21 protein-coding genes and 2 tRNA genes are annotated in these 25609 nt (G+C 59.7%); 16 read left to right on the forward strand and 7 right to left on the reverse strand.

All coding sequences use genetic code 11. From position 1 onward, the window contains the following. Window positions 1-23: 23 nt before the first annotated feature. From ACTQWD_RS03425 to ACTQWD_RS03450, 6 genes are read left to right on the forward strand one after another with little or no spacing between them, the layout of a single operon-like run. Entirely contained in the window at window positions 24-386 is a 363-nt protein-coding gene (locus tag ACTQWD_RS03425; protein ID WP_154515527.1) for an Asp23/Gls24 family envelope stress response protein, read from the forward strand. A gap of 3 nt (window positions 387-389) precedes the next feature. Further along, on the forward strand, window positions 390-974 hold the full coding sequence (nusB, locus tag ACTQWD_RS03430; protein ID WP_427717322.1) for a transcription antitermination factor NusB: 585 nt from the start codon (window positions 390-392) through the stop codon (window positions 972-974). 2 nt (window positions 975-976) lie between these two features. Next, window positions 977-1243: an exodeoxyribonuclease VII small subunit gene (locus ACTQWD_RS03435; RefSeq protein WP_441559259.1), complete on the forward strand. Its 267-nt coding sequence runs from the start codon at window positions 977-979 to the stop codon at window positions 1241-1243. Between the two features lie 8 nt (window positions 1244-1251). Next, the gene (locus ACTQWD_RS03440; protein ID WP_441559288.1) at window positions 1252-2055 is read left to right on the forward strand and encodes a TlyA family RNA methyltransferase; all 804 of its coding nucleotides are present in this window, start codon (window positions 1252-1254) and stop codon (window positions 2053-2055) included. Then, window positions 2052-2912: an NAD(+)/NADH kinase gene (locus tag ACTQWD_RS03445; protein ID WP_441559260.1), complete on the forward strand. Its 861-nt coding sequence runs from the start codon at window positions 2052-2054 to the stop codon at window positions 2910-2912. Before ACTQWD_RS03440 ends, ACTQWD_RS03445 begins: the two co-directional genes overlap by 4 nt. After that, window positions 2902-4530: a DNA repair protein RecN gene (locus ACTQWD_RS03450; RefSeq protein ID WP_441559261.1), complete on the forward strand. Its 1629-nt coding sequence runs from the start codon at window positions 2902-2904 to the stop codon at window positions 4528-4530. The genes ACTQWD_RS03445 and ACTQWD_RS03450 overlap by 11 nt, the downstream gene beginning before the upstream one ends. Before the next feature lie 220 nt (window positions 4531-4750). Here the strand turns inward: ACTQWD_RS03450 and ACTQWD_RS03455 are convergent, their stop codons facing one another. Further along, a complete protein-coding gene (locus tag ACTQWD_RS03455) occupies window positions 4751-5608 on the reverse strand; it encodes a MurR/RpiR family transcriptional regulator (protein ID WP_154515542.1) in 858 nt (285 codons plus the stop codon). A gap of 271 nt (window positions 5609-5879) precedes the next feature. On the opposite strand from ACTQWD_RS03455, the gene ACTQWD_RS03460 reads away from it, so the two are divergent. The 10 genes from ACTQWD_RS03460 to ACTQWD_RS03505 all read left to right on the forward strand — a co-directional run bounded on the left by ACTQWD_RS03460 (window position 5880) and on the right by ACTQWD_RS03505 (window position 16841). After that, window positions 5880-7889 carry a fructose-specific PTS transporter subunit EIIC gene (locus ACTQWD_RS03460; RefSeq protein ID WP_441559262.1) on the forward strand — a complete coding sequence of 670 codons (2010 nt, stop codon included), beginning with the start codon at window positions 5880-5882 and terminating at the stop codon, window positions 7887-7889. Between the two features lie 505 nt (window positions 7890-8394). After that, window positions 8395-8658 (forward strand): HPr family phosphocarrier protein, encoded by a 264-nt coding sequence (locus tag ACTQWD_RS03465; RefSeq protein ID WP_022094575.1) that lies wholly within the window; start codon window positions 8395-8397, stop codon window positions 8656-8658. Between the two features lie 133 nt (window positions 8659-8791). Next, window positions 8792-10495 carry a phosphoenolpyruvate--protein phosphotransferase gene (gene ptsP, locus ACTQWD_RS03470; protein WP_427728175.1) on the forward strand — a complete coding sequence of 568 codons (1704 nt, stop codon included), beginning with the start codon at window positions 8792-8794 and terminating at the stop codon, window positions 10493-10495. 74 nt (window positions 10496-10569) lie between these two features. Further along, on the forward strand, window positions 10570-11502 hold the full coding sequence (locus tag ACTQWD_RS03475; RefSeq protein WP_154515554.1) for a 1-phosphofructokinase family hexose kinase: 933 nt from the start codon (window positions 10570-10572) through the stop codon (window positions 11500-11502). Between the two features lie 227 nt (window positions 11503-11729). Continuing rightward, on the forward strand, window positions 11730-12662 hold the full coding sequence (locus tag ACTQWD_RS03480; RefSeq protein ID WP_427728177.1) for a 1-phosphofructokinase family hexose kinase: 933 nt from the start codon (window positions 11730-11732) through the stop codon (window positions 12660-12662). Between the two features lie 191 nt (window positions 12663-12853). Then, window positions 12854-14248: a CCA tRNA nucleotidyltransferase gene (locus tag ACTQWD_RS03485; protein ID WP_427717346.1), complete on the forward strand. Its 1395-nt coding sequence runs from the start codon at window positions 12854-12856 to the stop codon at window positions 14246-14248. 225 nt (window positions 14249-14473) lie between these two features. Then, window positions 14474-14550: transfer RNA gene (locus ACTQWD_RS03490), tRNA-Glu, on the forward strand. Window positions 14551-14572: 22 nt separating this feature from the next. After that, window positions 14573-14649 (forward strand) — tRNA-Glu (locus ACTQWD_RS03495). A gap of 151 nt (window positions 14650-14800) precedes the next feature. Beyond that, entirely contained in the window at window positions 14801-16093 is a 1293-nt protein-coding gene (locus ACTQWD_RS03500) for a lysylphosphatidylglycerol synthase transmembrane domain-containing protein (protein ID WP_441559263.1), read from the forward strand. 136 nt (window positions 16094-16229) lie between these two features. Then, on the forward strand, window positions 16230-16841 hold the full coding sequence (locus ACTQWD_RS03505) for a TetR/AcrR family transcriptional regulator (protein ID WP_427717352.1): 612 nt from the start codon (window positions 16230-16232) through the stop codon (window positions 16839-16841). 104 nt (window positions 16842-16945) lie between these two features. Here ACTQWD_RS03505 and ACTQWD_RS03510 read toward each other — a convergent pair whose 3' ends face one another. The 6 genes from ACTQWD_RS03510 to metK all read right to left on the reverse strand — a co-directional run bounded on the left by ACTQWD_RS03510 (window position 16946) and on the right by metK (window position 25600). Then, the gene (locus ACTQWD_RS03510; RefSeq protein ID WP_441559264.1) at window positions 16946-18160 is read right to left on the reverse strand and encodes an ABC transporter permease; all 1215 of its coding nucleotides are present in this window, start codon (window positions 18158-18160) and stop codon (window positions 16946-16948) included. Beyond that, window positions 18157-18930, reverse strand: a complete 774-nt coding sequence (locus ACTQWD_RS03515; protein ID WP_427717357.1) for an ABC transporter ATP-binding protein — start codon at window positions 18928-18930, stop codon at window positions 18157-18159. The genes ACTQWD_RS03510 and ACTQWD_RS03515 overlap by 4 nt, the downstream gene beginning before the upstream one ends. Further along, the gene (locus ACTQWD_RS03520; protein WP_441559265.1) at window positions 18930-20363 is read right to left on the reverse strand and encodes an efflux RND transporter periplasmic adaptor subunit; all 1434 of its coding nucleotides are present in this window, start codon (window positions 20361-20363) and stop codon (window positions 18930-18932) included. Before ACTQWD_RS03520 ends, ACTQWD_RS03515 begins: the two co-directional genes overlap by 1 nt. Before the next feature lie 129 nt (window positions 20364-20492). Beyond that, a complete protein-coding gene (locus tag ACTQWD_RS03525; protein ID WP_441559266.1) occupies window positions 20493-21950 on the reverse strand; it encodes a L,D-transpeptidase in 1458 nt (485 codons plus the stop codon). 417 nt (window positions 21951-22367) lie between these two features. Continuing rightward, on the reverse strand, window positions 22368-23975 hold the full coding sequence (gene sdaAA / locus ACTQWD_RS03530) for an L-serine ammonia-lyase, iron-sulfur-dependent, subunit alpha (protein WP_441559267.1): 1608 nt from the start codon (window positions 23973-23975) through the stop codon (window positions 22368-22370). 344 nt (window positions 23976-24319) lie between these two features. Further along, complete coding sequence (metK, locus tag ACTQWD_RS03535; protein WP_441559268.1) at window positions 24320-25600, reverse strand: methionine adenosyltransferase; 1281 nt, start codon at window positions 25598-25600, stop codon at window positions 24320-24322. Window positions 25601-25609: the final 9 nt, after the last annotated feature.

Raw genomic sequence — 25609 nt, forward strand, 5'->3', positions numbered from 1 at the left:
AACCAACTCTTCTAGGAGGATTCATGCCCCAGGAAATCAAGATTGATGGCATCGGTATTTCGCCCGATGTTCTGACCGCCATCGTCTCGCGCGCCGTCACGGATGTCGAGGGCATCGCCTCCGTGGGCGTCAAGGACCTTGCCACCAACCTTGTCTCCATGATGCTTTCGTCCAAGGCCCCGGCTTCCGAGCCGCCGGTAGAGGCCGAGGTTATCGGCGACAAGCTCGCACTCACCGTGCGCGTCGTGGTGTTCTTTGGCTATCCGTTCAAGAAACTCGCCGAGGCCGTTCGCTCCGCCGTGGTCGCAGCTATCGATGCCCAGGTAGGCGTCGAGGTCGAGCGCGTTGACGTTTGCATCGACGGCCTCGTTTTCCCCAAGGAGTAACCTTTGAGCCTTAAGGTTTATCGCGGGCGTACGCTTGCCCGCAGTCAGGCGCTGCAGCTGCTGTTCCAGGCCGAGGCGACGGACAGCCCGCTCGAGCGCGTCCTCGAGGGCGATTTCCTGATCTCGAAGGGTCCCCTCGACCCCTACGCTCTGGAGCTGTGCCGCGGTGCCTACGAGTATATCGACCGCATCGACTGTGCCCTGCGCTCCATCGCCAAGAACTGGGATCTTATGCGCATGCCCGGCGCCGATCGCAATCTGCTGCGTATCGCCGTCTATGAGATGCGCTTCCTCACCGACGAGGAGGTCTCGGACGCCATCGTGATCAACGAGGCTGTAGAGCTTGCCAAGGCCTATGGCACCGACCAGTCCGCGTCGTTTGTCAATGGCGTGCTGGGCAAGATCGCGCGTAGCGAGGAGCTGCCGGGCGAGGACCTGTATCAGGAGCTGCTGGCCGAGGACCGCGCCCGCGAGGAGGCCCAGGCCGCCGAGGCTGCCGCCAAGGTTGCCGCCGCTCAGGCTGCGGCCGGCGTTCTCGACGAGGGTGCCGAGGTCGCCGAGGTCGAGACCGGTACCGTCGAGGAGTAGCCATGCCAGAGGGTTCCGTTCGCAACTTCGACGAGATCTCGGACCGCTTGGACCAGATCATCGCTACCGTTCGCTCCAAGGATACGTCCTTGGAGCGTTCGCTCGATTTGTTTGACGAGGCGATCGAACTTGGCTCCCGTGCGGTCGATATGGTCGACAAGTTTGAGTTAACGTCTCGTGAGGCCGATAAGCTCGAGCAGGAATACGATGAGGATGCGGCAAACGAATCCCAGGATAGCAAGGCCGCGTCTCCGGATACGAATGGTTGATGGCATTCATGAAACGCGTGCGTCTCGATGACGAACTGATTTCACAGGGCATCTGCGCCGACCGCGCGGATGCCCTTCGCACTCTTATGGCCGGCTCGGTCTCGAGTGGCGGCGAGCGTTTGACCTCGCCGGGCCTTAAGGTGACGCCCGGTCTGCCCCTGCACGTGAAGGGCCGTATTCCCTACGTGGGGCGCGGCGGGCTCAAGCTCGAGGGCGCGCTCGATGCGTTTGGGATCGATCCCATGGGCCTTGCTTGCCTCGATGTGGGCTGCTCCACGGGCGGCTTTACCGATTGCCTGCTCAAGCGTGGCGCCGCAACGGTCGTTTCGGTCGATGTGGGTCGCGCCCAGTTTGATTGGTCGCTGCGCCAAGACGAGCGCGTGAGGCTCCATGAGCGCACCAACGTGACACAACTGCCCGAGCTTGGCTACGGCGGCGCTATCGACTTGGCTGTCTGCGATGTGTCGTTTACGAGTATCGCGAATATCATCGACGCCGTGTTGGCGTGCCTGAAGCCTTTGGGTTCGTTCTGCACGCTCGTAAAGCCGCAGTTTGAGGCGCCGGCTGCGCTGGTGGGCGAGGGCGGTATCGTGACCGACCCCTCCGTCCGCCGCGATACGCTTGTGGCGGCGATTGAGCTCTTTGCCGCCAAGGGCCTGTTCCCGCTCGACGTGTGCGTGTCGCCCATCCATGGCGCCAAGGGCAACGTCGAATTTTTCCTGTACGGCACGAGGTTTGCCTCTGGCGAGCGTGCCGACGATGAGCTGCAATCACAGGTAACGGCTTTGAGCGAGAAAGCTGCAACGCTATGAAGGTCTTTCTGGTTCCCAATTACTACAAGCAAGAGGCGGTCGAGAGCGGCCTGATGCTCGAGCTTTGGCTTACGCGCCAGGGCTACGAGGTCGCATGGGCTGCCGATCAGCGTTCCAAGATCCAGCGTGCGCCCGATGTTGACGATGCCGACCTGGTCATTACGCTCGGCGGCGACGGCACGCTATTGCGTGCCGCCCGTATTCTCAACTACCGCGAGATCCCCATTTTGGGCCTTTCCTATGGTCATTTGGGTTTTTTGACGGCCGCGAGCCCCGAGGATCGCGATATTTTGCAGGTCGTGAGCGATGCCCTTTCCGGTGAGCTCCATGTGAGTCGCCGCGCCACCCTCGCCGCGGATATCGTTTCGGTGCGCGAAGATGGCACGAAGGATGTCGTGCGCACGTTTGCCCTTAACGATATGGCGCTTACGCGCGGGCCCCTGTCCGATATGGTTGAGTTCGACATCACGGTGTCCGGCCATCATATCGACCGCCTGCGCGGTGACGGCGTCGTCGTTTCGACAGCGACCGGTTCCACCGGCTACGCGCTTTCCGCCGGCGGCCCCATCGTCAGTCCCGATTACACGGGCATGGTTTGCGTGCCCATCGCCCCACATACCATTCAGGCTCGCGCCTTTTTGACCTCGCCAAGCGACGTCGTCGAGATTTTTATGTCCGATGACCGCCCGAGCGTGCCAGCGATTGCCATCGATGGACAGTTTATTGCCTGCGATGGCACGGTCGAGAGCGTGGCCGTGCGTCGCGGTCCCGGCGATGTACTGCTGCTGGATTACGGCCCCGAGAGCTTCTATAACTCGGTGAGCCGCGTGTTCTACGGAGTGCGTCATGATCGATGAGCTGCAGGTTTCCAACATTGCCCTCATTCGCGAGGCGACGTTGGTTCCGAGCGCGGGCTTAACGGTTCTGACCGGAGAAACCGGCGCCGGTAAGACTGCGTTGCTCTCGGCACTTAAGCTCATTTTGGGCGAGCGCGCGGATTCGTCGACGGTGCGCGAGGGCGAGACGCTCGCCAACGTCGAGGCGCGCCTGTTTGACGGCCCGCACGACACGGAGGGCTTCACCGTGCAGCGCAGCCTTTCTGCCGAGGGTCGCAGCCGCGTAAAAATTGACGGCCGCATCGCCAGCGTGCGTGAGCTTTCGGAGCGCGTCGGCGTGATGATGGATCTTTGCGGCCAGCACGAGCACCAGCGCCTGCTCGACCCCGCGCATCATGTTGCCATGGTCGATGCATGGGCGGGGCGCCCGGCGCTCGAGGCGCTCGATCGCTATCGTGCTTGCCTTAAGGCATCGCGCGCGGCTGCCAAAGAGGTCCGTCGCGTCGAAGAGGCCTCGCGTGCGCAGGGGAGTCGTGTCGAGGAGGCACGTTTTGTCCTCGAGCGCATCGCCGAGGTCGACCCCAAGCCGGGTGAGTATGAGGAGCTCGAGGAGCTGCTGCCACGCTCCGAGCATGCCGAGGTGCTGGTGGCAACGGCCAACGATGCCCATGCGTCGCTTGCTGCCGAAGGGGGAGCACTCGATGCCGTGAACAGTGCCGTGGCGGAGCTTTCGCGCATGGCTACTGTCGATCGCAAGCTGGGTGTTATCGCCGATGCGCTTTCGGATGCCTGCATCTCGCTCGAGGATTGTGCCAACGAGCTGCGTGCCTATCGAGATGGGGTCGCCTTCGACCCGCGCGAGCTGGCTCGTATGCGCGAGCGGTATTCCGACCTTAAGGGACTTTTGCGTCAGTGGGGTCCCACCATGGACGACGTGTTTGCCATGCGCGATAGCTCGCGAGAGCTGTTGTCGCTGGTAGACGATGGTGATGAGCGGATTAAGAAGGCGCGCGAAGCGCTCGGCGCGGCGGAGCGCGAACTGTTCGCCGCCGCCAAGGCACTTAAGCGTGCACGCAATACGGCAGCCCCGCGCTTTTGCCACGAGGTTGGCCGTCAGATGGCGCGCCTGGAGATGGGCGGCGCCGAGCTCGTTTGGGACTCGCGCGATCTTCCGCGCGCCGAGTGGACGCCGGCGGGCCCTTCGAGCTACGAGCTTTTGTATCGTAGCGGTGCCGGATTGACGCCGCGCCCCCTGCGCCGCATTGCGTCCGGCGGCGAGCTGAGCCGTGTCATGTTGGCGAGCAAGGTTGTTTTGGGTAACGCGGACGGCGTGGATACGTTGGTGTTCGACGAGGTCGATGCCGGTGTTGGCGGCTCTACTGCACGCGCCCTTGCGAGCGTTCTGGCAGATCTTGCCGCAACGCATCAGGTGATTGTCGTAACGCACCTGGCGCAGGTCGCCGTCATGGCCGACAAACATTACGTGGTGAGCAAAGAGCCCGGCGACGTTCCCCAAACCCATCTGGATGAGGTGGCCGGGGACGCCCGTACCGCAGAGATCGCCCGTATGCTGAGCGGCGATCAATCGGAGGCAAGCTTGGCGCACGCTAAGCAGATGCTCGAGGAAGCGCGTGCTTAGGCCGAGCCGTTACATGTATGTTCGACCCGGCCGCCACGAAACCGGCCCATCTACTACGTTTAATAGGCTATCGGCAACCACGCCTTGAATTGCAAAAAGAAAACCGCAGGTAGAACGACTGCGGTTTTTCTATTTTCGGTATGTGGTTGGGCCATACTGATAAAACGTAGTAGATGGGCCGGTTTCATGGTGAGTGGCGTTTGTCGGCTCGCTAAAATTTCTATTCCACGACCTTATCCGGCTGGATAAGCTCCTCGTAGTAGCTGATGTGCTCTCGGGCGTCCTCGATTTCGGGCAGCAGGAAGTTGTAGATAACCTCGATGATCATCGTGGCGCTAATCTTGGAGAACGCAAAGTCGCCCGTGGTGAGCAGCGCCTCGTGGTTCACGGTATTAAAGGTGTAGTCGGCTAGGCGAGCAAGCGGAGACTTGCTGTCGCTGCTGATGACGACTACGGTGGCGCCACAGCCTCGAGCCGCTTTTGCCATGCGATTCAGTCGACGCGACTTGCCAGAGTTCGAGATCAGCACGATAACGTCGCCGGGGCGCAACGTGAGCGCAAAGCCGATTGATGTCTCGCTGATGGTGCTTGACATACAGCGAAGGCCCAGTTGCGAAAACTTAAACGTCGCGTCAAGCGCAACGGCGTTGGTATTACCTACGGCTGCAAACTCGATAGCCCCTGCGTTCTTAAACGCGTGCACGACGGCTGCCAGTGTATCGTGATCAATGCCATCGATGGTCGCATTGAGTTCACTGACCTTTGCGGCGAGGATGTTTTTGAGGCTCTGCTCCATATTATCGAGCGAGACCTCGTCTGTGAGGCCCTCGTTGCGCTGGCTCTCCAGGTCGCGCGCCAGCGAAAACTGAAAGCTGCGAAAGCTTCCAAAGCCCAGCTTGCGGCAGAAGCGCGAGACGGTGGCCTCGGAGGTTGCGGCGGCGCGCGAGAGTTGCGCGGCTGTTAGGAGCGGTGCCTCGGACTGGTGCTCTAGGATATAGTCGACAATGCGCTGCTCGGACTCGCTGTATCCCTTGTGCGTGCTAATAAGGGAGAGTGCGCTCTTGCTGCTATCGGACATGGATGACTCCTGGTTGGCATTAAAAGCTGTCTTGTTGTGTGCCGCTCTAGTATACGGGGATTTCAATTACAAGATACACCTTGCTGTTTCAAAAGTTGATGGTAAACTTTCATCGACCGTTTACGGTTGTGAAAGAACCTTTCACCGGAGAAATAGGCTTGATTGCTTCTCATATAAGCGGTGGCTTGGTATCTTTCAGGAGTGGAAAAACGCGCACCGTAGCGCGTGTAGGGGAGCGCCCGCGGGCGCAGTACTCAAGAAGGAGGGACACATGGCTAAGTTTGACATCATCGCCGCCACCGGTTGCCCGACCGGCATCGCGCACACCTTCATGGCGAAGGAGGCGCTGGAGAAGGCAGCTGCCGAGCGAGGTCTGACCATTAAGGTCGAGACTCATGGCCAGGTCGGTGTCGAGAACGAACTCACGAAGGGTGAGATCGCCGGTGCCAAGGCCGTCGTCGTCGCAGCCGATAAGGATGTCCAGGCGGAGCGTTTCGCCGGTAAGCCCATGGTTTCCGTCGGTGTTTCCAAGGCCCTGTCCGTCGAGGCTGCCGGCAAGCTGATCGACCGCGCTCTCGCCGCCAAGGGCGACGACACGGTTGCGGCTGCTGCCGATGTCGAGGATGAGGTCGAGGAGAAGGAGTCCATCGGTCACATCATCTATAAGCACCTCATGAACGGCGTCAGCCACATGCTGGTCTTCGTCGTTGCCGGTGGTGTTCTGACCGCCGTTTCGTTCCTGTGGGGCATCACGTCCTTCGACTCGACGGCTGCCGACTACAACAGCTTTGCCGCTATGCTCAAGATCATCGGCGGCATCGCCATGAACCTCATGGTTCCCGTGCTTTCCGCCTATATCGCCGAGTCCATCGGCAAGCGCCCGGCGCTCGTTCCCGGCTTTGTCGCCGGTATGATCGCCATCCAGGGCCTGCCCGTTAATGCCGAGACCGGCATGATCGATGCCGGCGGTGCCGGCGTGGGCTTCGGCTTCCTGGGCGGCATCGTCGGCGGCTTCCTCTCTGGCTATGTCATCCTGCTGCTCGAGAAGGTTTTTGCCAAGCTGCCCAAGAACCTGGACGGCCTCAAGGCTATCTTCCTGTACCCGCTGTTCTCGACCGCCATCGTCGGCCTGGTCATGCTCGGCATCTCCGGCCCCATGGCTGCCATTAACACCGCCATGATGGACTTCCTCAAGGGTCTGTCTGCCTCTGGCGCTGTTGTCCTGGGTCTTGCCATTGGCTGCATGTGCGCCTTTGATATGGGCGGCCCGGTCAACAAGGCTGCTTACGTCACCGGTACCGCTATGCTCACCGAGGCCCTGGCTGCCGGTGTCGGCACCGACACCTATAACTTCGGCACCAACTTCATGGCTGCCGTCTCCGCCGCCTGCATCGTTCCGCCGCTGATCACCACCTTTGCCGTTATCGTCGGCAAGAAGTATTTCAGCCAGGAGGATCATGACGCCGGTATCGTCAACCTCATCCTTGGTTGCACCCACATTACCGAGGGCGCCATTCCGTTCATGACCAAGAACATCTGGCCCGTCATGCCCATCATGATGCTCGGTTCCTCCATCGCCTCGATCCTGACCATTATGTTCAACGTCCACGATCCGGCGCCTCACGGTGGTTTCCTGGTCCTGCCCGTTGTCGAGAACGGTCCGCTGTGGGTCCTCGCGATCCTCATCGGCGCCGTGGTCGGTGGCATCCTGTTCGTTGCTTTCAAGAAGTATGACTTCGAGAAGAAGCAGAAGGCCGCTCCCGCCGCTGCCGCTGAGCCGGTCGAGGCTCCCAAGGCCGCTGCCGTCGAGGCCCCCAAGGCTGAGGCTTCCGACTTCGTGAAGGTCGAGAACGTTTTTGTCGCCGAGGATTTTGCTTCTCGTGACGATGCCCTGAGCTTTGTCTCCAACCAGGCTGTCAAGGCCGGTATCGCTGACGACGCTGACGCCGTAATGAACGCCTTCCTGGCCCGCGAGGCCGAGGGCACCACGGGCATGATGGAGGGCTTCGCTATTCCGCATGCCAAGTCTGATGCCATTACCGAGGCCGCCGTCATCGTCGTCAAGGACGACTCTGGCGTGACCGGTTGGGACACCATGGACGGCGCTCCCGTCAACGTGGCTATTGCCCTGCTCATCCCCGGTGCCCAGGCCGGCACCACGCACCTCAAGATCCTGTCCAAGGTCGCCGAGGCGCTCATGGACGAGGGCTTCCGTGCCACCGTTAAGGGTTCTACCGACGCTGCCGAGATCGCTAAGACGATCAACGCCCGTCTGGTCTAATCCCGCAGCTTGCGAATAACATCGCCCCCTGTATATAAGGCGGAGACTCCATCAGGGGTCCCCGCCTTTTTCAAGTAACCCGGTACTGAGGGTCATTTCCTTTCTGCCGACAGTTCGGGATACTCCTCAGTTCACAAGAGGGCATAGATAGCCCCATCAACCAGATCAACCAGGCGAACAAATTATCAGCCAAAATTTCGTTCGCACGATATTGCTCTGGACCAACTGAGTTTCCGCAGCTCGCCTGCCGGACGGGGCGGTTAAGTTTGTCGCGAGTTCCGCACGCAAAGGAAAGCACTTAATGTGCTTTCCGTCTTGCGCAGGACTGTAGAGCAGCAAACTTAACCGCCCCGCCCGGCAGGCGAGCGTGCAGGAACGACATCTGTCCAACAATTCGTGCGAAACATAATGAAAAACCGTTTGATGTGAGTTAATATAATCAACGTCGTGAATATGGCTCCTGTCGCATTGCTGATAGGGGTTAAACACAAAAAAGGAGTCAATTATGGTTTCTGAGAAGGCTACCCTCGTTAATCCTCAGGGTCTTCACATGCGTCCGGCTGGCCTCTTCGCCTCCACCATGGGCAAGTACGCCTGCGACGTGACGGTCGTCACCCCCGAGAAGGAGGTCAACGGCAAGTCCCCGATGGCCCTCATGGCTGCCGGCATCCCCTGCGGTACCGAGGTCGAGGTCAAGTGCGACGGCGCTGACGAGGCCGAGGCTCTGGCTGCTGCCATCGAGCTCATCAAGAGCGGTCTTGGCGAGTAGAACTCAAACGGGTCGCATGTTGAACAACTAAGTTCATATTTGGGGGCGCAGTGACTTGTTTAAAGGGAACTGCGCTCTTTTGTCATGGATATGGCAAAACGCTTTATCACATGACACGGAGAGAGGAATAGGAATGTATCAGGGAGTCAACGCTTCCGAGGGCATCGGTATCGGCACCGTCATGGTTGCCGTCGAACCCGACTTGACGTTTGAGCCGCACGAGGTTGCTGATTCGGCAGCAGAGAAGGAGCGCTATCAGACCGCCCTTTCGGTCTTCTGCGAGAAGACCCAGGCTCAGGCCGACCACATGAAGGAGACGGTGGGCGAGGCCGAGGCCGAAATCATGAGCGGACACATTGTCCTGGCTCAGGACCCGGGCATGACCGACGCCATCAACGCCGCCATTGACGGCGGCACCTGCGCCGAGCAGGCGCTCATGGACACCTCGACCATGTTTGAGAACATGTTCCTGTCCATGGACGATGAGATGTTCCGCCTGCGCGCGGCAGACATCGCCGACATCCGCACCGGTATTCTGGCCGAGCTTTTGGGCAAGGAGGTCGTCGATCTCTCCGTCCTGCCCGAAAACACGGTCGTTGTCGTGCACGACCTTACGCCGTCCATGACCGCCACGATCGATAAGGCCCACGTTGCCGGTATCGTCACCGAGACCGGTGGCCGCACGTCGCACTCCGCGATCATCGCCCGCGCCCTCGAGATTCCGGCTGTCCTTTCGGTTGCCAACAGCTGCACCGCGCTGCGCAACGGCATGACCGTTGTCGTCGACGGTGGCAAGGGTATCGTCGAGGCCGATCCCGACGAGGAGACGCTCGCCGCCTACACCGCCAAGGCCGAGGCTTTCGCTGCCGAGAAGGCAGCCCTCGAGGCTTTCCGTGGCAAGCCGTCCGTGACTGCCGATGGCATCAAGAAGATCATTGCCTGCAACATCGGTAACCCCGATGACGTGCCCAACGCGCTCGATCACGACGCCGAGGCCATTGGCCTGTTCCGCTCCGAGTTCCTGTTCATGGACTCCGCCGAGCTTCCTTCCGAGGAGGAGCAGTTCAACGCCTATCGCAAGGTTGCCAGCGCGCTCAATGGCGCTCCGGTCATCATCCGCACGCTCGACGTGGGTGGCGACAAAGAGATCCCGTACCTGCACATGGTCAAGGAAGAGAACCCCTTCATGGGCTTCCGTGCCGTGCGTTACTGCCTGGCCAACCCCGACCAGTACAAGGTACAGCTCCGCGCTCTGCTGCGCGCCAGCGCCTTCGGTGATGTCAAGATCATGATCCCGCTCGTCACTTGCGTCGAGGAGGTCTTGGCCGTTAAGGAGCTCGTCGAGGAGTGCAAGTCCGAGCTGACCGAAGAGGGCCGCAAGTTCAACGAGAACATCGAGGTCGGCATTATGGTCGAGACGCCTGCCGCATCGCTGATCGCTGACCGCCTGGCCGAGGTCGCCGACTTCTTCTCGATCGGCACCAACGACCTGATCGGCTACACCATGTGTGCCGACCGTGGTAACGACACCATTTCTAACCTGTACCAGGTGTACTATCCCGCCGTGCTTCGCTCGCTCAAGAACATCATCGAGAGCGGCGTCAAGGCTGGCATCATGGTCGGTATGTGCGGCGAGGCCGCTGCCGATCCGCTGCTTGAGCCGCTGCTGATCAGCTGGGGCCTCGAGGAGTTCTCGATGAGCGCTCCGTCTATCCTTCGCGCCCGCAAGACCATCAGCCAGTGGACCAAGGCCGAGTGCGACGATCTCGCCGAGAAGGCGCTCGCCTGCAACACTGCCGAAGAGGTCAAGGCGCTGCTTGAGGCTGCCGCTCGCTAATTTGGTATCAGAGGTAACCGCGTGGTTGGAATGGGCTGGCCGCGCGGCCCTCAAATATACAGGGGGTACTGTAAATGTTCTACACGCTAACCGCTAACCCGGCTGTCGACATGACGGTTTCGAGCTCTCCGCTCGAGCCCGACGAGAACGTCCGCACCGGCTCGGCCAGCTACACGGCTAACGGCAAGGGCCTCGACGTGTCCTTCGCCTTTAAGAAGATGGGCGTCGACACCGTCGCGCTCGGCTTCTTCGCCGGCTTCACGGGCAAGTTCATCGTCGAGGAGGTCATGAACCTGGGTTGCCTGTGCCGCCCGGTCTGGACCGACGGCATCACGCGTATCAACACCTATGTCAACGATGGCCAGCACGAGTACGGCATCCTTAACCCCGGCGCCCCGATTACGCCGGAGCACCAGAAGGAGCTCTACAACATCCTGGACACCGCGGGCGATCTTGAGTGCCTGATCGTCTCCGGCTCCGTGCCTCCCAAAGCTACGCCCGACTTCCTGGCTCAGGTCATGGATCACGCTCAGGCTCGTGGCGCCGACGTCGTCCTGGACCTGTCTTCCGACAAGCTCAAGGAGCTCGCTCACAAGAAGCCGCTGCTCATCAAGCCGAACCATCACGAGATGAAGGCCATCTTTGGCGTGCCGGTCGACACCGACGACGAGGTCCGCGTTGCTATGAAGATGGCTCACGATGCCGGCGTCCAGAACGTGCTGCTCACCCGTGGTAGCCGCGGCGACGCTTACTTCTCCAACGGCGAGGACATCTGGTACGCTAAGCGTGAGTTCAACATCAAGCTGGTTTCTTCCGTCTGCGCCGGCGACTGCACGCTCGCTGCGTTCCTGCACAAGTGGTACAGGGATCGCGACAACGTCGAGGAGGCCATGAAGCTCGCTATGGCCACCGGCGCCAACGTTGCCGAGTCCGTGGGCATCGGCGACTTCGGTCACGTCGATGAGTATAGCAAGCGCGTTGCTGTCCGCAAGCTCGATCGCAAGTAAGCGAAACGCTACATATTCGTGGCTATATGGCGCCCCGGTTTAAGCCGGGGCGCTTATTTGTAAATTGCAAATGAGCTTCAGGGCAAGCACTCCTGATTTTTTTGCCCCGCCTTGCTGCTTTTCTGTCGACCTGCACGCGTTCTACACCGTTCGCCGAGTTGCTATGGTCTTTTCACAAGATGTGGAATATACTTTCATTATCACGTTGCTTTGTGAAAGGAACATTCATGATTTACACGCTCACTGCAAATCCCGCCATTGATTACAACATTTCCTGCGACGGACTTTCCGCCAACACCGTCACCCGCACGCGCAACGCGGTCTATACGCCCAATGGCAAGGGTCTCAACGTCTCGTTCACCCTCGATCACTACGGTGTCGACACCACGATCCTGGGCTTTTTTGCCGGCTTCTCAGGCGAGTATATCGTCAAGGGCGCCGAGGCCCTGGGTGTGCCCGTCAAGCCCGTGTGGACTGACGGCATCACGCGCGTCAACGTTTTCCTCAACGCCGGTCCCGATACCGAGTACAACATGGTCAATGCAGGCGCTGCCATCAATGCTGCCAACGAGCAGGAGATGTTTGAGCTCATCGACTCGCTCGACGACATGACCTGCCTGGTCATTAGCGGCTCGCTGCCCCCCAACACCTCCGAGGGTTTCCTGGCCGAGGTTCTTCGCCGTGTTAAGGCAAAGGGTGCCGAGTTCGTGCTCGATATTTCGAGCCATCAGCTGGCCGATCTCATTGCCATGGAGCCGTTGCTCATTAAGCCCAACGACGACGAGCTGCTCGACATCTTTGGCATTAAGGTGAGCGGTGGCGACGACGAGTCCGTTAAGGGCGCTATGGCTGAGCTGCACGCCAAGGGTGCTAAGAATGTGCTGCTGACCCTTGGTGGCGACGGCGCGTACTTCTCCAACGGCGAGCACATTTGGTTTGCCAAACGCACCTTTGAGGTCAAGCTGCTCTCGACGGTCTGCGCCGGCGATTCCTCGCTTGCCGCCTTCCTGTCCGTGTGGCACGATGCCCCCGAGTGCGTCGAGGACGCCCTGCGCCTCTCGATGGCAACCGGTGCCAACGTGGTCGAGTGCCCTGGTTTGGGCGATTTTGCCAAGGTGGACGAATATAAGAAGCACATCGACGTTCGCCAGGTCTGCTAACCGTTTAGACACATCGTTGCCGAACACCCGCTTTGGATCTCCGAGGCGGGTGTTTTTATCTGTTGGCCGCATGGGCTCTACTGTCTCGTTCGCGCGAATCGACGATGTGATTTCATGTGCGCTCACGCTTGTTTCTTGCTAGACTGCTTGAGAACCATCGTTAACACTCGCAAGCGTAGGAGGCCATAGGTATGTGTAATGTTTCGCTCAACGGTACGCAGCCCACAGATGCCTCCCTGCGTGTGCTACGTGCGCTTGAGGACGCCGGTCTCGAGGCCTGGTTCGTAGGCGGTTGGGTGCGTGACGCCCTGATGGGACGTCCCAGCCACGATGTTGACATGTGCTGTAGCGGCCTGTGGCAAGAGTCCAAGGCGGCGCTCGAGGCAGCCGGCATTGCGGTAGTTGAGTCGGGCATAAAATTTGGCGGCATTACCGCCCTTTGTGACGATGAGCGTATTGAGGTCACGACGTATCGCCTGGACGGTTTTTACACCGATGGTCGCCATCCCCAGAGTGTGGAGCGTGCGGCGTCGCTTGAGGACGATCTGGCACGTCGTGACTTTACCGTTAACGCCATGGCTTGGCATCCCCAGCGCGGTCTTGTCGACCGTTATGATGGCCAGGGCGACCTGGAGCGTAAGCTGATTCGTGCCGTTGGAGATCCCAAGCGTCGCTTTAACGAGGATGCGCTTCGCATGCTGCGCGCCGTGCGTTTTGCCTGCCGTCTGGATTTTATGATCGAGCCTAAGACCAAACAGGCGCTTGCCGAGTGCTCGCCGCTGCTCGATGCCGTGGCACGCGAACGCGTGGGCATTGAGCTCGAGGGGATTCTATCGACCGGTCACGGGGGAGACGCGATGCTACGCTATCCCGAGCTTGTTTGCGCCGCCGTGCCCGAGCTTGCGCCGGCTCGTGGGTTTGACCAGCGCAGCGTCTACCACGCCTTTAATGTTTACGAGCATATCGCTCGCGTTTTGACGGTTGCGGGGGAGCTGGCACTGTGTGACGGCGTGGCGCCTTCGTCGAGCTTAATGTGGGCAGCGTTTTTGCACGATGTCTCCAAGCCCGATTGCTTTACGGTCGATCATGCGGGCAGCGGCCACTTTTACGGTCACCCTGAGCTTGGTGCCAAGAAAGCGCGCGCTATTATGGATCGCTTGGCGCTTTCGCACGATTTGGTTCGCGACGTGTGTCTGCTTATCAGGTATCACGATAAGCCGTTGCGCCCCGAGCGCTCCTGTTTGCTCAATATGATGCGCTCGCTTTCGGGTGAGGGCGTCGACACACCGCGTTTGATTGACGAGCTTATGGACCTTAAGCGTGCCGATACGCTGGGTAAGGCACCGTCGTGCTTCTATTACGTCGAGACGATCGAGGAGATGCGTTCGCTCGCCCACGAACTGTTGGAAGCGGGGGAGCCCTATACGCTTAAGATGCTTGGCATCAACGGAGGGGACCTGATTCGCGCCGGCGTCAAACCGGGGCCTGAGCTGGGACAGCTTCTCAACGTCGCCCTCGACGCCGTGATCGAAGACAACGTCCCCAACACCCGCGAGGCCCTTCTGGCTCACCTCAACCTGGGGTAGCTAATTTGGGACGGGGCTTTTTTAGCTACCCCGCTGTCAATAGGACGAACAATAGTGATTCTGGCAGGGGTAGCTAAAAAAGCCCCGTCCCAAATTAGCTACCAGGTTGACCTGCTTGTTCCATAACCTCACGACAAAATTTGGCCAATTTGGAATTTCTTCTTGCGCTCGCGTTTTTTGTCCCGTAATATATGTCCTCGCAGCACGGCAGTGCAGGTGTCATGTGGCCCGTTCGTCTAGCGGTTTAGGACGCCGCCCTCTCAAGGCGGAGATCACCAGTTCGAATCTGGTACGGGCTACCACTTCTTTTCTGCTGAGGCTTATGGCCCGTTCGTCTAGCGGTTTAGGACGCCGCCCTCTCAAGGCGGAGATCACCAGTTCGAATCTGGTACGGGCTACCAAGTTTTGGATACCCGACCTTCTTTTCGAAGGTCGGGTTTTTTATTACATGCGTGCTTGTCTGTTAATCCCATTTGCCCCATAGCATTACGTTTTGCTTATCTCCCATACGGGTACAATAGGCCAGATACATTGACGGTCAGAAGGAGCCTCATGACGGAGTCCTCTCAGCATACCCCAAAGCCTCAAGTCGATGTTTCGGGCGGCGATGACAACAAGAGCGCACGTCGTGGTGCCATCTTTATTGGCATTGTGCTGGTGGGCTATATCGCCTATTTGGTCGTGACCGGTCAGATGGGTCAGTTCTGGGCCGCCATGGCTAGCGTTCAGGCGCCGTGGCTCGCTGCCGCGTGCTTCTGCATGTACCTATACTTGTTTTTTGGCATCGTGGCGTACGCGATTGCCGTATGGCTCGATCCCAATTCGCCTGTCGGCATCCGCGACCTCATTTCGGTCGAGGCGAGCGGCATCTTCTTTGGCAACCTGACGCCCATGATGATGGGCTCCACGCCTGCCCAGATTTATCGCCTGACCAAAGCCGGCCAAAATGTGGGCGAAGCGGGTGCCACGCAGTTCACCCGCTTTATCGTGTACCAGTTTGGTTTGGTGGCATGGGGTGCCATTCTGCTGCTCGCCCGCATGCCGTTTTTCGCCGAGCGCTATGGCGACATGACGCTGCTTTGCGTCTTTAGTTTTGGCGGCCACTGCTGCATTCTTCTCGGCATCTTTGCCGTGGCGTTGATGCCCAAGACCGTCACGCGCGTCGCACATTGTATTATCAATTGGCTCGAGCGCATGGGCGTTTCCGCTACTAAGATCGAGGGTTGGCGTACCTTTGTCGATGGCGAGATCTACTCGTTCTCCGAGAAATTCAAACTCTCTGCCGGCCATTTTTCGTCCATGCTGCTCACGGTCGTCATCACCATGTTGCAGCTGGCGTTTTTCTACCTGGTTCCGTATTTTTTGATGCTTGCCTTTGGTCAGTACGACGTTGACTTTTTCTCGGTCATGGCGGCGAGTGCTTTTGTACAGCTGTTGAGTTCCGCCGTCCCGCTGCCTGGCGGCACCGGTGGTGCCGAGGGCGGCTTCGCGCTGTTCCTGGGTCACTTTTTTGGCACGGCAGCGACTGCCGGCTATCTGCTTTGGCGTCTGATCACCTTTATCGCGCCGACCATTTTGGCCGCCCCTCTTTTGGGCCTTAAGAGCGCTCATAACGAGAGTATCCATGCGCGCTGGGACCGTATGATGTACAAGCTCGGGCGCACTCCTCAGAAGCCTTCTGCGTCCGTTAAGGCACATCCAGCCTCTCAGGTTACCGTGGACCCCAATCAGCATGCTCAAAAGACTGCTGTGGCCTCTAAACCGGCACGGAAGACCTATGTTCGTCAGACTGGCGACGGTATCCGCGTTTCCCCTGCGGCGCTCAATAAAAAGAAGCGGCCCTAGAGCCCAGTTGGTGAGTCGTGCGTTCTTAATGATGCTCGTCATTGCGATGCTGGATGTAGGATAATCCTCTTACGTTGATTATCTCCCACTTGTACAGGAGCTATAGGTGGGCAGTTGACACGAAGGGGACACGTCTATGGCCACCACTAAACCGCGCCTTGACCGCCGCGTCGTTCGCAGTCGCAATGCGATTCTTTCGGCATTCGAGCGACTGCTGATGGAAAAGCCCCTCGCCGATATTACGGTGAGCGCCATCGCGCGCGAGGCAAATGTCGACCGTAAGACCTTTTACGTGCACTTTGGCACGGTCGACGGCTTGCTCGATGCCATTGCCGTGGATGTGGTCGAGATGATTGTCGACTCAGTCGAGAAGACGCTTTCCTCTATGGGCGGTAACACCAACGAGCGGGCACTCGGAGCGGCGGCGACCTTCTTCAAAACCGTTAACGAGGCGCTGTGCAACAATTTGGTGCTCAATCGCCAGCTGATTGAAAACATTCCGCTCGACGATTTTATGACGCGCTTGCGTGTGCCGCTCGAGCACGAGATTGCCGAGCGCGACCTGCTGCCCGATGGCTTAAAGGACGAGCTGTTCGACTATTATCTGGCGTTTTTGCTTTCGGGCATTATCGGCATTTACCGCACGTGGGCACTCTCCGATGGCTCGGTGCCCATCGAGCGCATTTCGGAGGTCGCTAACAATCTGACGTTGAACGGGCTATCGAGTCTGGAATCTCGTTTCGAATAGCACTAGCGCCTTATCCCCTCTGAGTTGCGGTGAAATAAGGACTGAATAGGCCTTTTAACGGCTAAAACACTCCCTATTTCACCGCAACTCAGGGGGGGATTGCATTACTGGTAGCGCAGGCACTCCACGGGGTCGAGTTTTGCGGCCCGGCGGGCGGGGTAGAAGCCAAAGATTACGCCGATGCCGACGGAGACCGCAAAGGCCAGCAGCACCGTGGCGATCGAAAAACTCGGCGTTATGGTACCGCTGGCACCGAGTTCGCCAAGCACGCCGGAACCCGCGGCGAACATCGCTAGGCCCCAGGCAAGCAGGTAGCCAATCAGGACACCTAGCAGACCGCCGGTGATGCACAGCGCCGAAGACTCGGCCAAAAACTGTGCGGTGATATCGCGACGGCTGGCACCCAAGGCTCGACGAATACCGATCTCGCGGATGCGTTCGGTCACATTGGTGAGCATCATGTTCATGATGCCGATACCGCCCACGAGCAGCGAAATGCTGGCAACGGCGCCCATGATGAGCGAAAACGCGCCCATAAAGGAGTTGAGGGCGTCGATGGCGCTTTTCATTGAGGTCGCCGACACGCTGTCATATTCGTCGTCATCCGAGATGTCCTTCATGCTGCGCACCTTGGATTCAATCATCTTGCACAGCTCATCCATGTCCGTACCCTCGGCGGCGAGCGCCGTTACGCTGGGAAAAGACGGGTTCTCGTCGCCAAAGAGGCCCGAGATGGTCTCGCGCGGCATGTAGAGCGTGAGTGAGCCCATGGAGTCGCTGCCGCCGTCGATAACGCCGATAATCTGCACCTCGCCGTTCGACAACTTGATGGTCTTGCCGAGCGCGTCCTGTTCGTTGCCGTACAGCTGGTCCGCGCCGCCGCGGCTGATGAGCGCCACGCGTGCGCCAGATTGGGACTCAGCCTGGGTATAGGTGCACCCCGCGACGAGCTTGCTGGCGCCCACTGCGTCGAGCATGTCGCTATCGACGCCCTGCGCCATGACGTTATAGCTTTTGTCACCGGCCTTGTACTCGGTATAGGCACTGTCCACGATACCGATCTGCTCGATCTGCGGCACCATCTTGCGAAGCTTCTCAACGTCCGACTCGGTGAGCTCTTGCGACGAATAAATCTGCACCATACGCGCGGCGTTGAGGCCCAGGCTGTTGACCAGGCTGTTTTGGATACCGCCGATAAGCGAGGTCATGGCAATGACGGAGGCGATGCCAATAACAATGCCCAGGATGGTGAGTAGGCTGCGTCCCTTGTTGGCCTCGAGGGAGTGAAGGGCTTCTTGGATAAGGTCGCACGTGCTCATGCCTTCACTCCTTTCGTCGGATTGGCGTGTGCGGAAATCATGGGCAGGTTATCAATGGCGCCGTGCAGGGTCTGCGGTGCGTGCGCGATGTACGCGCCGTCGTGGATTCGGCCGTCGCGAATGGTTACGGCACGGTCGGCCTCGGCGGCGATACCGGGATCATGCGTGATGAGCACAATGGTCTTGCCACGTTCCTGGAGTTTGTGGAAGGTCTCCATCACGAGCGCTCCGGTGGCGGAGTCCAGGTTTCCCGTCGGCTCGTCCGCCAGGATGATGGGCGGGTCGTTGACGAGGGCGCGCGCGATGGCAACCCTCTGCATCTGTCCGCCTGAGAGCTCGGAGATGCGGTGGTCCCAGTGGTCGACCGGCAGCGTGACGGCTTGCAGCGCATGAACGGCGCGCATCTCACGCTGAGCCCGCGGCACGTTGGTGTACGACAGCGGCAGCATGACGTTTTCGATGACCGATAGGCGCGGCAGCAGGTTAAAGCTCTGAAAGACAAAGCCGATGCTCAGGGCGCGGACTTCGGTGAGCTCGTCATCGTCGAGCTCTGCCACGTTGAGGCCCTGCAGGTAATAATCGCCTGCCGTTGGCTTGTCCAGGCAGCCCAGGATGTTCATGAGCGTTGACTTGCCCGAGCCAGAAGGGCCGGTAATGGCCACGAATTCGCCGGGATTCACTGCCAGGCTCACGTTATGCAGGATATGGGCGCAGCCGGCCTCGCTCTCAAAAATGCGATGCACGTTGCGGATGTTGATGACGGGACGCATTACAAGCCCTCGTCGGCAGACATGCTGCCAGAGTCGTCGCCGTCGGCCGTCATGCCTGCGCCGGTGTCCACGATGAGGGTGTCGCCGTCGCGCAGCTTGGTAACCGGTACGTCTGCGTTGATCTCATTGCCCTGGTCGTCGCGCTTGACCTGCGTCTTGCCGACCACGGCGTCGTTATCGTTTTGCGTCACAATGGTCACCTTCACGCGGCGCATCTCCTTGCCTTCACCGTCGGTTGCCACGTTGACGTAATAGTGCTCGCCATCCTCGGTCATGAGCGCCATGGTCGGCACCATCACCACATCGTCGAGCTGCTCGGTTACCACCGAGACCTCGGCGGTCATGCCTGGCTTGAGGCGCGCGTCGGGCGCGTCGATCAAAATATCGACGTTATAGGTCACGCTACCGCCGCCACCGTAGGTGGAGTCGGAGTTTGCCACCGAAGCGATTGTCGTGACCGTTCCCTGGCTCACGATATCGGGAAAGGCCGGATAGGTAACGTTGGCGCTCTGGCCCACTGCGATCTTGGCGATATCCTTTTCGCCCACCTGAACGGTGACCTTCATCTTGGAGAGGTCAGCGATCTGCATGCACTGCTTGCCGCCGGTCGTATCGCCTTCGCCCATAATCATGCCGCCCGTCACCGTGGCGCCGACCTTGGCGTTGAGCTCGACGATGCTGCCCGAGCTGGGCGCGGTCACAGTGCGCTCGGCAGCTTTGGCGTTGGCCTGGTCCAGGGTCGCCTGGGCCGAGGCCAGGTTACGTTGGGCGCTCGAGATGGCGCTCGTGTCGGCACTCGTGCCGGTGCTGCCGCTGGCGCCACTTGCGCCTGCCGCATCTGTGTCAGTCGCCGGAGCGGCTTGGGCGGCAGCTACCGCTTTCTGCGCGTTGGCGAGGTCTTCCTGTGCCGCCGCCACCGCGCGCTGCGCCTCGGCAACGTTGCGATCGAGCTCGTCATTTTTAATGGTCATGAGCACATCGCCCTCGTTAACGGACTGGCCGGCTGATACGTTGATCGATGCCACCGTGCCGTCGACAGAAGGGGAGACCACCGAAGCCAAGATGGGCTTGAGCTGGCCTTTAGCCTCGACGGTGGTCGTAAATGTACCCTCGGTGACCATGTCTGTCACCGGCCCGTTGGTACCTGCGGGCCGTGCGTTAATGACGAAGGTTACGACAACGGCGATGAGCACAATGGCGGCCACGACGCCGGCCGCAATGCCACGTCGGATGAGCTTTTTGCGCCGACGCTCGGCACGCTTCGCCTTGAGCTTGGCGTAGGCCTCTTCGTCAGAAATCTCGGTTGCATCGCTTGTGCTGCCGTTTTGCTGTGTGGCGCGCATGTTTGTTATGAGGGGAAGCGTTTCGGTGGCACCCTCGGGCGCTCGCTCGGTATCATTCGGTCCCGGGGTGATGGTGGGGACATTCGACATGGCGTCTCCTTTATAGAAAGTTCTTCGATAAGTATATGCGCCCGTCGCGAGAAGCGGGCGCATATGGCGGATTCTTTCGGAACTGTTAGATTGGAGCGTCAGTTCCCCGTTGTGCGAAGGCGTGTTTCCCTACGAGTGCACGACCACGCACAGGCCGACGCTGATGCAGTCGTGGAGTGCCTTGGCATCGGCCAGACGCAAGTTGATGCAACCGTGGCTGCCGCACCATTTGTACGAATTTGGGTCGTCAAAGCTCTGATCGTTTTGCCATGTTGCATCATGGAAACCAACCATGTTGCCTTCAAACGGCATCCAATACGACACGGGGCTTTCGTATTTTGGTTTTCCGGTCTCTGGGTCTTTGGCACCGATGAGCTTGCTTGCGCCGTCATTGCTATTGATCTGCCAAACGCCCTCGGGAGTGGCATCCTCTCCCGGTTTGCCCGAGATAAAGTTGGCTTCCCACACGATATTACCGTTCTCGTCATAGTAGCGCGCGTGCTGCTCGGACAGGTCGACGTCGATATACGCTTTCCAGTCGGGCTCTCCCTTCGCGGTATAGGTGTCGGCCTTCTGGGAGTACTTAATCTCGATTTCGCCGGTCTGCTTGTTGTTAATGGCGTCCTCGACCTGCTTGGCGAGCGAGCTGCTGTCGATGGACCAGCCAAAGTCACCGCCCTCGACGGCACATTCTTTGCCGTCGGCACGCGTCCACCAGCGGGTGGTGCCCACGGTATTAAAGCCGTTGGCGAGCTCGGCTGCCCAGCTACCGATCTGCGACGTATCGAGTGTGGGGTTGGCCGGATTGGCAAAGCTGATCCACTGCAACACGGAGCTGCCGTCGACCTTGCCGGCATCCTCGCCGTTGAGCTTGAGGGTCACGTTGACGCCCAAGAAGTTGTTGGCGGCATCGCATGCGGCCTGAATCTGATCATTGGTCAGCGTTTCATTGAGCGGCTCATAGGCATCGTTGCCGAGCTTGGAAAGATCTACGGTCTCGGCCAGCGAGGCAAGCTCGAGCTCGGCATACTTAATGACATGCTCGCGGTTGAGTTTTTCGTTGGAGCGCGCCTTCTCGACGGTAAACTTGCCGGCTTGCTCGTCATAGGAGCTATTGGCCTCGAACGTACCCGAACGGCCCTCGTTAAACTCGTCAATGGCGGCGCCCAGATCCTCCTCAAACTTCTTTTGGTCAAAGGTGTCAGAGAGCATGGACAGGTCGACGTCTTGTTCAAGATCGACTTCGTTGGAGGTAGCGGTTGTTTTGGTCTTGCCGCTTAAGGATTCCACAAGGCGGACCGGCCATATAAAGGCTTCGTTGCGGCTGATGATTTCTTTTGCGGCAGCTTCGCCGTCGACGATGGGTTCATCGGACTCGGGTTGATAGATCCAGTTAAAGTCGTCGCCTGTCACGGTGAGCTTATAGTGCTTCCACGCCGAGTTGACCTTAGTGGCAGCAGACGAAGCGTTGGAGAACGAGACGTCGACGCCGGCAATGGTGGTGTTGGGGTAGGCTACCTGCGAAAATGCGACAACGCCAACAATGTAAACGACAACAATGAGGCCCAGAGCAACGAAAAGGGTCATTTTGGCCCCGGATTTTTTCCCGTCGGCGTGATTCTCTGACCCACGGGGACCCTTGTGATGGTTTTGCGTGTGTGAAGGCGCGTGCTTAGTCGCTTTATTGCTCTGACGCTGCTGATATGCATGAGGGATCTGGCGCTGTGAGGTGTTTCCCGAACCATGCTTTGTGCTACGCGTTGGCGTAATGGGGCGCGGCGACTGGACGCCGTCGGTAGGCCTAGAAGGCTGTTTAGGATCGGGAATCAGTTGGGTGCGGTCGTTTTGCGACATCGTATGCATATCCTTCGAGTTTCGCCTTGCGGCTCATCGTGTTTTTACTGGGCTTGCATTATAGCGATTACCCTGTTGTTTGTGGTATTGAAACGGTGGCATTGGCAAGAGGTTGGACATTTGTCCCACCTCTTGTTTTTGGACTGCTCTTTATCCGCACACACCGCATTTAGCGCAAGCCGAAAGCGCGGCCGGAGCCTGCGCGATGCCGCCCTTGGCCGTCTCTCGTAGTGTAGTTGGAAGTGCGTGTCCAACGGAGAGCATCACATGTGCCATCTGGTCAAACGGCACCAGGCTCTTAATGCCGGCAAGGGCGAGCTGCGCCGAGCTAAATGCGGCCGCCACGCCGATCGCGTTGCGGTTTTGGCATGGCACTTCGACAAGGCCGCCCACGGGATCGCATACAAGACCAAGCAGATTGCTCAGTGCGATAGAGCTAGCGTCGAGTGCCTGCTCGGGCGTGCCACCCAGCATCTGGACTAGCGCGGCAGCGGCCATGGCGGCGGCGCTGCCCACCTCAGCCTGACATCCGCCCTCGGCGCCGGCGACGCAGGCACTTGTGGTGAGGTTGAGACCAATCGCGGCAGAGCAGTAAAGTGCGTCCATGACCTGTTCGTCATCGAGCTGTAGATGGTCGGCGAGCGCCAGCACGCAGCCGGGCACGACGCCCGCAGAGCCGGCCGTGGGGGCGGCGACGATGACGCCCATGGTGGCAGAGCGCTCAAGCACAGCCATGGCGCGGGCTACGGCTTCGGTTTGGACGGCGCCCATCAGGTTTGTGCTCAGATCGTTGCGGCATGTGGCGTCGACGAGTTTTGCCTCGCCGCCGATAAGCCCGCCGAGCGAGCGCTGTGGTGCGGCGATGGGCGTCGTGGTCTCCTCGCGCATGACCTCGAGTACGCGGCGCATGGCGGCGACGGCGTGCTGCTCGCCGGTCAGGCGGGCTTCGCGTACGGCCATGACGGCGCCAATGTTGAGGCCCAGTTCGGCGCAGGCGTCGAGGAGCTGTTCGCCATCGTCGAAGATTTCCTTGGCAGAAACGCCGGGGGAGAGCGATGAGGCCGAGCCGGGAAGCTCAATGAAGGTGGCGTAATCGACATTGTCGAGCATGCGTAGCATGGGAACGACGATGTCATCGGGGGTGCCGTCGGTCTCAAATACGGAATAAGCTTGGCCGCCTACCTCGGTTCGGTAGGTGCGGCAGAAGGCAATGTTTACGTGTGCGTAGGCGAGCTGGTTCGTGAGCGCGGCGAGAACGCCGGGGACGTCTTGGTGCGCCACAAACAGGGTGGAATACATGCCCGAGATATCGACGCCGACGCCGTTGATGCGGCTGATGCGCATCTTGCCGCCGCCAAGGCTCTCGCCGCGGACCTGCGCCGTGGCGCCCGTGTCATCGACCATGTCGATGTCGACGGTGTTGGGGTGGATGGAGGCGTCGTCGCCCTTAATGTCAAAGTGATAGCTGAGGCCCTGCTCGCGCGCGAGGTCAAAGGCCTGCTTGATGTTCTCGTCGTCGGTATCGAGGCCCAAGATGCCCGCGACGAGTGCGCGGTCGGTGCCATGGCCGCGGTAGGTGTGGGCAAAGGAGTTCCACAGGCCAAAGGTGACCTTGGTGATGCGGCCTTCCAGCAGGCTGGCGGCAACCTGGGCGCAACGCAGGGCGCCGGCGGTGTGCGATGAGCTGGGGCCGACCATGATGGGGCCCAAGATCTCGAATGCCGAGGTCGTAGCTAGTGTTTGCGGCTTGCCTGCCATGGCTGCTCCTTTTCTATCCCGTCGTCCCGAGGGGCGGGGCATACGCTGTCCCGCCGTTCCGAGGGCTTTAGTATTTGGTCGCCTGCTCGGACAGTCCTGACTCGCACGGAGAGCACATTAAGTGCTCTCCGGCTCGTGCGGAACTCGCGATCGACCAAATACTAAAGTCCTCGGAACTTAGGATACATGGTAGAGGCGCGCGTGCTTCAAAATTCATCGGTTGGTGACCTATTCGGTGTCCCATGTCGATACATCTTCACCACCTTTAAATAAAAAAGAGGTACCGGTTGTTCCGGTACCTCTTTTTGGTACGTTTTTATTTGGCTGTGGTTTTTGCCGCTGGCTTACAGGCCGCAGGCTGCTTTGAGTTCGTCGATGCGGTTCGTTTTCTCCCAGGTAAAGTCGGCGTCTTCGCGGCCAAAGTGACCGTAGGCTGCCGTCTTTTCATAGATGGGGCGACGCAGGTCCAGGTCGCGGATGATTGCGCCCGGGCGTAGGTCAAAGGTCTTCTCCACGGCCTCGACGATCTTGTCCTCGGCAACATGCGCGGTGCCAAAGGTGTCGACCATGATCGACAGCGGCTTGGACACGCCGATGGCGTAGGCCAGCTCGACCTCGCAGCGATCGGCCAGGCCGGCGGCGACTACGTTCTTGGCGACCCAGCGAGCGGCGTACGCGGCAGAGCGGTCGACCTTGGTGCAGTCCTTGCCGCTAAAGGCGCCGCCGCCGTGACGGCCGTAGCCGCCGTAGGTGTCGACGATGATCTTGCGGCCGGTCAGGCCCGTGTCGCCCATGGGGCCGCCCACGACAAAGCGTCCGGTGGGGTTCACATAGATATCGGCGCCATCCCACGGCATGTTCTCGGCATCCATGACGGGTGCGATGACATGCTCGATGAGGTCAGCCTTGATCTTGCCCATGTCCTCAACTTCGGCAGCGTGCTGCGTGGAGATGACGATGGTTGTGACCTCCACGGGCTTTCCGTCCTCGTAGCGCACGGTGACCTGGGTCTTGCCGTCGGGGCGCAGATAGGGCAGGGTGCCGTCGTGGCGCACGGCGGACAGGCGTTCCGCCAGGCGGCTTGCCAGGTAGTGCGGCATGGGCATGAGGGTCTTGGTCTCGTTGGAGGCGTAGCCAAACATCATGCCCTGGTCGCCGGCACCGATCAGGTCGATCGGGTCGGTGGTGGCGCCGGTCTGGGTCTCAAATGACTCGTCGACGCCCTGGGCGATATCGGGCGACTGCTCGTGGATGAGACTCATGACGCCGCAGGTATCGCAGTCAAAGCCAAACTTGGCGCGGTTGTAGCCGATGCGGCGGATGACGCCACGGGCGATTTCCTGCACGTCGACGTATGCCTGGGTGCGAATCTCTCCGGCGACGATGACGGTGCCGGTGGTCACGAGGGTCTCGCAGGCGCAGCGGACGTTTTCCACATTGGCGGGCACGCCGTTGGGCGCAATATAGCCCTGCTCCTGCAGCTCTATTTCTTTGGCGAGGATTGCGTCGAGGACGGCATCGCTGATCTGGTCGGCGATCTTATCGGGATGGCCTTCGGTCACCGACTCCGACGTAAACACAAAAGACCCCTGCTGGGGCGGGATGGAACGAAGCTCTTCTGACATGATTGTCCT

The sequence above is a fragment of the Collinsella sp. LCP19S3_B6 genome (genome assembly GCF_052121815.1).
Taxonomy (GTDB): domain Bacteria; phylum Actinomycetota; class Coriobacteriia; order Coriobacteriales; family Coriobacteriaceae; genus Collinsella.

What these genes read in the sequence shown, in the direction of transcription:
- ACTQWD_RS03515 (WP_427717357.1), bottom strand. Translation starts at nt 18,930, where the DNA reads ATGCGTCCCGTCATCAACATCCGCAACGTGCATCGCATTTTTGAGAGC.
- ACTQWD_RS03475 (WP_154515554.1), top strand. Translation starts at nt 10,570, where the DNA reads ATGTTCTACACGCTAACCGCTAACCCGGCTGTCGACATGACGGTTTCG.
- ACTQWD_RS03525 (WP_441559266.1), bottom strand. Translation starts at nt 21,950, where the DNA reads ATGACCCTTTTCGTTGCTCTGGGCCTCATTGTTGTCGTTTACATTGTT.
- metK (WP_441559268.1), bottom strand. Translation starts at nt 25,600, where the DNA reads ATGTCAGAAGAGCTTCGTTCCATCCCGCCCCAGCAGGGGTCTTTTGTG.
- ACTQWD_RS03480 (WP_427728177.1), top strand. Translation starts at nt 11,730, where the DNA reads ATGATTTACACGCTCACTGCAAATCCCGCCATTGATTACAACATTTCC.
- sdaAA (WP_441559267.1), bottom strand. Translation starts at nt 23,975, where the DNA reads ATGGCAGGCAAGCCGCAAACACTAGCTACGACCTCGGCATTCGAGATC.
- ACTQWD_RS03500 (WP_441559263.1), top strand. Translation starts at nt 14,801, where the DNA reads ATGACGGAGTCCTCTCAGCATACCCCAAAGCCTCAAGTCGATGTTTCG.
- ACTQWD_RS03460 (WP_441559262.1), top strand. Translation starts at nt 5,880, where the DNA reads ATGGCTAAGTTTGACATCATCGCCGCCACCGGTTGCCCGACCGGCATC.
- ACTQWD_RS03435 (WP_441559259.1), top strand. Translation starts at nt 977, where the DNA reads ATGCCAGAGGGTTCCGTTCGCAACTTCGACGAGATCTCGGACCGCTTG.
- ACTQWD_RS03510 (WP_441559264.1), bottom strand. Translation starts at nt 18,160, where the DNA reads ATGAGCACGTGCGACCTTATCCAAGAAGCCCTTCACTCCCTCGAGGCC.
- ACTQWD_RS03465 (WP_022094575.1), top strand. Translation starts at nt 8,395, where the DNA reads ATGGTTTCTGAGAAGGCTACCCTCGTTAATCCTCAGGGTCTTCACATG.
- ACTQWD_RS03440 (WP_441559288.1), top strand. Translation starts at nt 1,252, where the DNA reads ATGAAACGCGTGCGTCTCGATGACGAACTGATTTCACAGGGCATCTGC.
- ACTQWD_RS03455 (WP_154515542.1), bottom strand. Translation starts at nt 5,608, where the DNA reads ATGTCCGATAGCAGCAAGAGCGCACTCTCCCTTATTAGCACGCACAAG.
- ACTQWD_RS03445 (WP_441559260.1), top strand. Translation starts at nt 2,052, where the DNA reads ATGAAGGTCTTTCTGGTTCCCAATTACTACAAGCAAGAGGCGGTCGAG.
- ACTQWD_RS03450 (WP_441559261.1), top strand. Translation starts at nt 2,902, where the DNA reads ATGATCGATGAGCTGCAGGTTTCCAACATTGCCCTCATTCGCGAGGCG.
- ACTQWD_RS03485 (WP_427717346.1), top strand. Translation starts at nt 12,854, where the DNA reads ATGTGTAATGTTTCGCTCAACGGTACGCAGCCCACAGATGCCTCCCTG.
- ACTQWD_RS03505 (WP_427717352.1), top strand. Translation starts at nt 16,230, where the DNA reads ATGGCCACCACTAAACCGCGCCTTGACCGCCGCGTCGTTCGCAGTCGC.
- ACTQWD_RS03425 (WP_154515527.1), top strand. Translation starts at nt 24, where the DNA reads ATGCCCCAGGAAATCAAGATTGATGGCATCGGTATTTCGCCCGATGTT.
- ptsP (WP_427728175.1), top strand. Translation starts at nt 8,792, where the DNA reads ATGTATCAGGGAGTCAACGCTTCCGAGGGCATCGGTATCGGCACCGTC.
- ACTQWD_RS03520 (WP_441559265.1), bottom strand. Translation starts at nt 20,363, where the DNA reads ATGTCGAATGTCCCCACCATCACCCCGGGACCGAATGATACCGAGCGA.